The 5,146-nt window shown below is 66.7% G+C and carries 6 protein-coding genes; all 6 read left to right on the forward strand.

Going from position 1 to position 5,146, the window contains the following annotated elements; all coding sequences use genetic code 11:
• The coding region (locus JWR51_RS23865) for an endonuclease domain-containing protein (protein ID WP_366525645.1) at positions 1 to 416 on the forward strand (416 nt) is incomplete at its 5' end.
• A complete protein-coding gene (radA, locus tag JWR51_RS23870) occupies positions 417 to 1,787 on the forward strand; it encodes a DNA repair protein RadA (RefSeq protein WP_299753631.1) in 1,371 nt (456 codons plus the stop codon). It begins immediately after the preceding gene.
• A 10-nt stretch (positions 1,788 to 1,797) separates the two neighbouring features.
• On the forward strand, positions 1,798 to 2,421 hold the full coding sequence (locus JWR51_RS23875) for a CvpA family protein (protein WP_299753633.1): 624 nt from the start codon (positions 1,798 to 1,800) through the stop codon (positions 2,419 to 2,421).
• Positions 2,422 to 2,488: 67 nt separating this feature from the next.
• Positions 2,489 to 2,908, forward strand: a complete 420-nt coding sequence (locus JWR51_RS23880; RefSeq protein WP_299753635.1) for an iron-sulfur cluster assembly scaffold protein — start codon at positions 2,489 to 2,491, stop codon at positions 2,906 to 2,908.
• Entirely contained in the window at positions 2,908 to 4,740 is a 1,833-nt protein-coding gene (locus JWR51_RS23885) for a cation:proton antiporter (protein ID WP_299753637.1), read from the forward strand. Before JWR51_RS23880 ends, JWR51_RS23885 begins: the two co-directional genes overlap by 1 nt.
• Entirely contained in the window at positions 4,737 to 5,120 is a 384-nt protein-coding gene (locus tag JWR51_RS23890; protein ID WP_299753639.1) for a diacylglycerol kinase, read from the forward strand. The genes JWR51_RS23885 and JWR51_RS23890 overlap by 4 nt, the downstream gene beginning before the upstream one ends.
• Positions 5,121 to 5,146 lie beyond the last annotated feature (26 nt).

The raw sequence follows: 5,146 nt of genomic DNA on the forward strand, positions 1-5,146 counted from the left end.
AGGCTAGCGCAATGTACCCGGTTCGTCGGCAGATCAGTCCGTATGCGGCGCGCCTTCGCTGCGACCGCACCGACGTCGAGCAAATCATCTGGCAAGCATTGCGCAGCCGGCAATGCGACGGTTTCAAATTTCGCTTTCAAGCGACGATCGGATCGTACGTCGTCGATTTTTTGTGCGTCGAAGCGATGCTGGTGGTGGAGATTGACGGCGGTCAGCATGAGCCCGAGCGCGACACCAGGCGGACAGAATTCCTGCGAGAGCGTGGGTATTTCTTGATCCGTTTCTGGAGCAGCGACGTAATCGAGAATCGGGGCGGCGTGCTCGAGGCCATTCGATTGGCAGCGATTGCGCGGATGGCGGCAAAAAAGAAGAAGACCCTCACCCAACCCTCTCCCATGAAGATGGGAGAGGGCTAAATGGCAAAACCCCAGAAGCGTTACGTCTGCCAATCGTGCGGGTCGGTGGCGAGCCGGTGGCAGGGGCAGTGCGTCGATTGCAGCGAGTGGAACACGCTGATCGAAGAGGTCGGCGGCAACGTCACCCCGTTCCAGGCCAAGCATAATCTACAGTCCGGTGGGCGTGCGATTGCGCTGATCGGGCTCGATGCCGACGTGACGTTGCCCGAGCGGATGGCGACCGGGATCGCCGAACTCGACCGCGCGATGGGGGGCGGGTTCGTCGAGGCATCGGCGACGCTGATCGGCGGCGATCCGGGGATCGGCAAGTCGACCTTGTTGTTGCAAGCCGCGGCCGAGCTCGCGCGACGCGGGCAGCGCGTGGTGTATGTGTCGGGTGAAGAGGCCGCCGATCAGGTGCGGTTACGCGCACGACGGCTGGGGCTGGGCGACGCGCATGTCGAACTCGCCGCGGCGACATCGACGCGCGATATTTTGACAACGTTGGGGCAGGGGCAACCGCCCGCGTTGCTGGTGATCGATTCGATCCAGACGATGCACTCCGATCTGATCGAGGGTGCGCCGGGCACGGTCAGCCAGGTCCGCGCGTCGGCGCAGGAATTGATTCGCTTCGCCAAGGAGCGCGGCAGCGCGCTGGTGCTGGTCGGCCACGTCACCAAGGACGGCAGCATCGCGGGACCGCGCGTGCTCGAGCATATGGTCGACACGGTGCTGAGCTTCGAGGGCGAGCGCAGTCATCAGTATCGCATCCTGCGCGCGATCAAGAACCGCTTCGGCGGCACCGACGAGATCGGCGTGTTTGCGATGGAGACGGGTGGGCTGAGCGAGGTCGCCAATCCCAGCGCGCTGTTCCTGACGCATCGTGAGGAAGGCGTGACGGGATCGACGGTGTTCCCCGCGCTGGAGGGGACGCGACCGGTACTGGTCGAAATTCAGGCGCTGGTCGTGCGGCTTGCGTCGGGCGCGACGCCGCGGCGCGCGGTGGTCGGCTGGGACAGCGGGCGGCTGGCGATGATTCTCGCGGTGCTGGAGGCGCGGTGCGGGCTGAGCTTTTCGACGTGCGAGGTCTATCTCAACATCGCGGGCGGCTATCGCGTGCAGGATCCCGCGGCGGATCTGGCGGTGGCGGCGGCGCTTATCTCGGCGCTCAGCGAACGGCCGGTGCCCGCCGATGCGGTCGCGTTTGGCGAGATAGCGCTGTCGGGCGAGGTGCGCCCGGTCGCGCACGCGCCGCTGCGGCTCAAGGAAGCGGCCAAGCTCGGGTTCGAGCGGGCGATGGGGCCGGCGGCGACCAAGGGCGAGGGCGGGATGAAGGTCAGCGGATTCAAGACGTTGGGCGCGCTCGTTGACCATATGCTGGGGCGCGGCTAGCCCTTCGCATATGGGCCTCCACACGCTCGACATTCTCGTCCTGCTCGGCGTCGGCGCAGCCGCCGTGTTCGGCTGGCTGCGCGGTTTCGTGCATGAGGTGCTATCGTTGTTCGCCTGGGTCCTCGTCGTCTTTGCGCTCAAGCTGGTGCATGCGCCGGTCACGCAGGCGCTGACCGGCATCATCGCAACCTCGACCGGCGCCGCAGTACTTGCCTTCGCGCTGATCGCGGGCGCGGCATGGTTCGGCGGGCGCATGGTGGCGCAAGCGATCGGCAAGCGGACGCGGTCGTCGATTCTCGGCCCGCTAGACCGCGCGATGGGGTTCGGGTTCGGGGCGCTCAAAGGCCTGATCCTCGCGAGCCTCGCCTTCCTGCTGGTCGTGCTGGTCACCGATACGGCAGGCGGCGGGCCGAAGCAGCGGCCCGACTGGCTGACGAAGGCGCGGACCTATCCGTTGCTCAACGCGACCAGCGCGTATGTGGCGGACGTGATCGGCAAGCGGCGCAGCGGGCAAGCGATGTTCGGGGGTGATTCGAATTCAAGCGAAGCGGACGATAGCGACTCTACGGAGACTAGGAATATCAGTGCTCCCGCGAAGGCGGGAGCCCAGGGCGGCAAGCGAAAGCGCAACTGATTCTGGATTCCCGCTTTCGCGGGAATACGGGGGTGCATCGCGCGGCGCGGTCGCCTACATCCCGGCCATGAACGCGCCGCTCTACAATACCGACATATTGCGGCTGGCGGCCTCGATCCCCCATCATGAGCGGTTGAGCGACCCGATGGGGTCGTCGGAAAAACGCTCGCCGATCTGCGGCAGCCGCGTGACGGTCGACGTCAACCTCGCCGATGGGCGAGTTGCCGAGGTCGGCATGCTGGTCCGCGCTTGTGCGCTGGGCCAGGCGTCGTCTTCGCTGTTCGCGGCGCACGCCGTGGGCCGGACCCCCGCGGAGTTGGCGGCCGCCCGCGACGAGTTGACTGCTTGGCTGGCAGGCGAGGGGCCGGCACCGGACTGGCCCGATCTCGATATCTTCACGCCCGCGCTGACCGTCACCGCACGGCATCCGTCGATCCGGCTGGCGTTCGAAGCGGGCGCCGACGCTGCGGCGCAGGCGGGCACCTGATGGGCGACGGCTCGATGCTCCGCGACGGCGTGGTGATGCTCGGTGCGGGGCTGGTGTTCGTCATCCTGTTCCGCCGGCTCGGGCTCGGCGCCACCCTGGGCTTCCTCGTCGCCGGCGCGATGATCGGGCCGCAGGCGTTCCACCTGATCGGCGATGCCGAAGGCAAGATCGGCGTCGCCGAGCTCGGCATCACGCTCCTCCTGTTCATCGTCGGGCTCGAGCTCAACCCGAGCCGATTGTGGAAGATGAAGCAGGATATCTTCGCGCTCGGAGCGCTGCAGGTCGTGATCTGCGGGCTGGCAGTGGCGGCGATCGTGCATTGGATCGGCAACACGACCTGGGCGGCGGCGCTCGTCCTCGGGCTGCCGCTGGCGTTGTCGTCGACGGCGCAGGTGCTGCCGATGCTGCAATCGGCGGGGCGGCTGCGCACACCGTTTGGCGAGCGCGCCTTCGCGATCCTGCTGTTCCAGGACCTGTCGATCATCCCGCTGATCACGCTCGTCACGATCCTGTCGCGCAACCCCGCCGACATGGGCGGTCCGCCGGGCTGGCTGCTGTTCATCGAAACGGTGCTCGCGATCGGCGGGCTGATCCTGATCGGGCGCTACCTCCTTCGTCCGCTGTTCCGCGTGATCGGCAATCTCGGCGAGCGCGAAATGTTCGTGTTCGCTGCCTTGTTTACGGTCATCGCCGCTGCCGCATTAATGGAGATCCTCCACCTCTCCACTGCGCTGGGGGCCTTCGTCGCGGGCGTAATGCTCGCCGATTCGCCGTACCGCCACGAGCTGGAGGCCGATGACGAACCGTTCCGGTCGATCCTGCTCGGGCTGTTCTTCCTCGCGGTCGGCATGATGCTCAACCTCCACGTGATTGCCGAAAAGCCCTTCTTCGTGATCGGCATGGCGATCGCATTGATCGCGACCAAGGCAGCGATCGTCATGGGCATCGGACTGCTGTTCAAGATGAACTGGCGCGGCGCGCTGGCGCTCGGGCTGTTGCTCAGCCAGGGCGGCGAGTTCGGCTTCGTGCTGTTCGCGCAAGCCGAGCGCGCAATGCTGATCGACGGTCAGGCGGTCAGCATCTTCAGCGCGGTGATCACGCTTTCGATGGCGACGACGCCGTTCCTGATGATGGTGACGCGCAAGTTCCGCGAAGCGCCGATCGCGACCGGCGAGCGCGAAGGGCCGAAGGCCGACGGCGCCAACGCGTTGATCATCGGTTACGGGCGATTCGGTCAGAGCGTCGCGCAAATGCTGATCGCCGCTGGCGTGCCGGTGACGTTGATCGACACCGACATCGAGATGATCGACGTCGCGGCCGAGTTCGGCGCCAAGGTTTATTACGGCGATGGCACGCGCATGGACTTGTTGCGCCAGGCCGGTGCGCACGATGCAGAGCTGATCCTGTTCTGCATCGACGGCGACCAGCTCGACGCCGAACTGATCGAGGGTGTGCATGAGGCGTTCCCGCAAGCGTCGATCTTCGCGCGCACCTATGACCGCCGGGCTCTGCTCAAGCTCAAGGGTTCGGCGGTGTCGGGCGTCGTACGCGAGGTGATGGAATCGGCCGTCAAGATGGGGCGCATGGCGCTTCAGGCGCTCGACGTTGACGGCGAGCAGATCGACCGCGCCGAGGACATGTACCGCGCGCGCGACAGGGAACGGTTGAGCGCGCAATTCGAAGCCGGCGACCTGCGCGCCGCGCGCGACCGCATCATCACCAACGACGAACGCGAAATTTTGGGCGCCGCCACCGATCGCGATGCGCCGCGCTTGCCCGCCACCGCCGATGCCGCGCCCGCAGAAGAGCTCGGGCGGGGGCAGGAGCCGTGAAGAACCGGCCGTTCCGCGAGCGTCTCGGCTTCGCGCTGGCAGGATGGCGCACCGGATGGCGGCGTGAGGCGAGCTTTCGGGCGCAAACGGCGATCGCCGGCGTCGCGTTGATCGCGCTACTGGTGCTGCGCCCGGCCCCAATCTGGTGGGCACTGATCGCGATCCTCGTCGCGCTGATCCTCGCGCTCGAACTGCTCAATAGCGCGATCGAGGCGGTGATCGACCTGCTTCATCCCGGTCTGCACGACGAGATCAAGGCCGCTAAAGACATGGTCGCGGGTGCGGTGCTTGCGATCAGCGCGGCCGCGCTGCTGGTCGGCACGGCGCTGGCGGTCGAGCGCGGCCCGGCGGTGCTGCATGAGTGGGGCGTCATCCCATGAGATGGATAGCGGTGCTCGCCGGGCTG

Origin of the sequence: Devosia sp., assembly GCF_028290625.1 — a bacterium.
GTDB lineage: Bacteria > Pseudomonadota > Alphaproteobacteria > Rhizobiales > Devosiaceae > Devosia.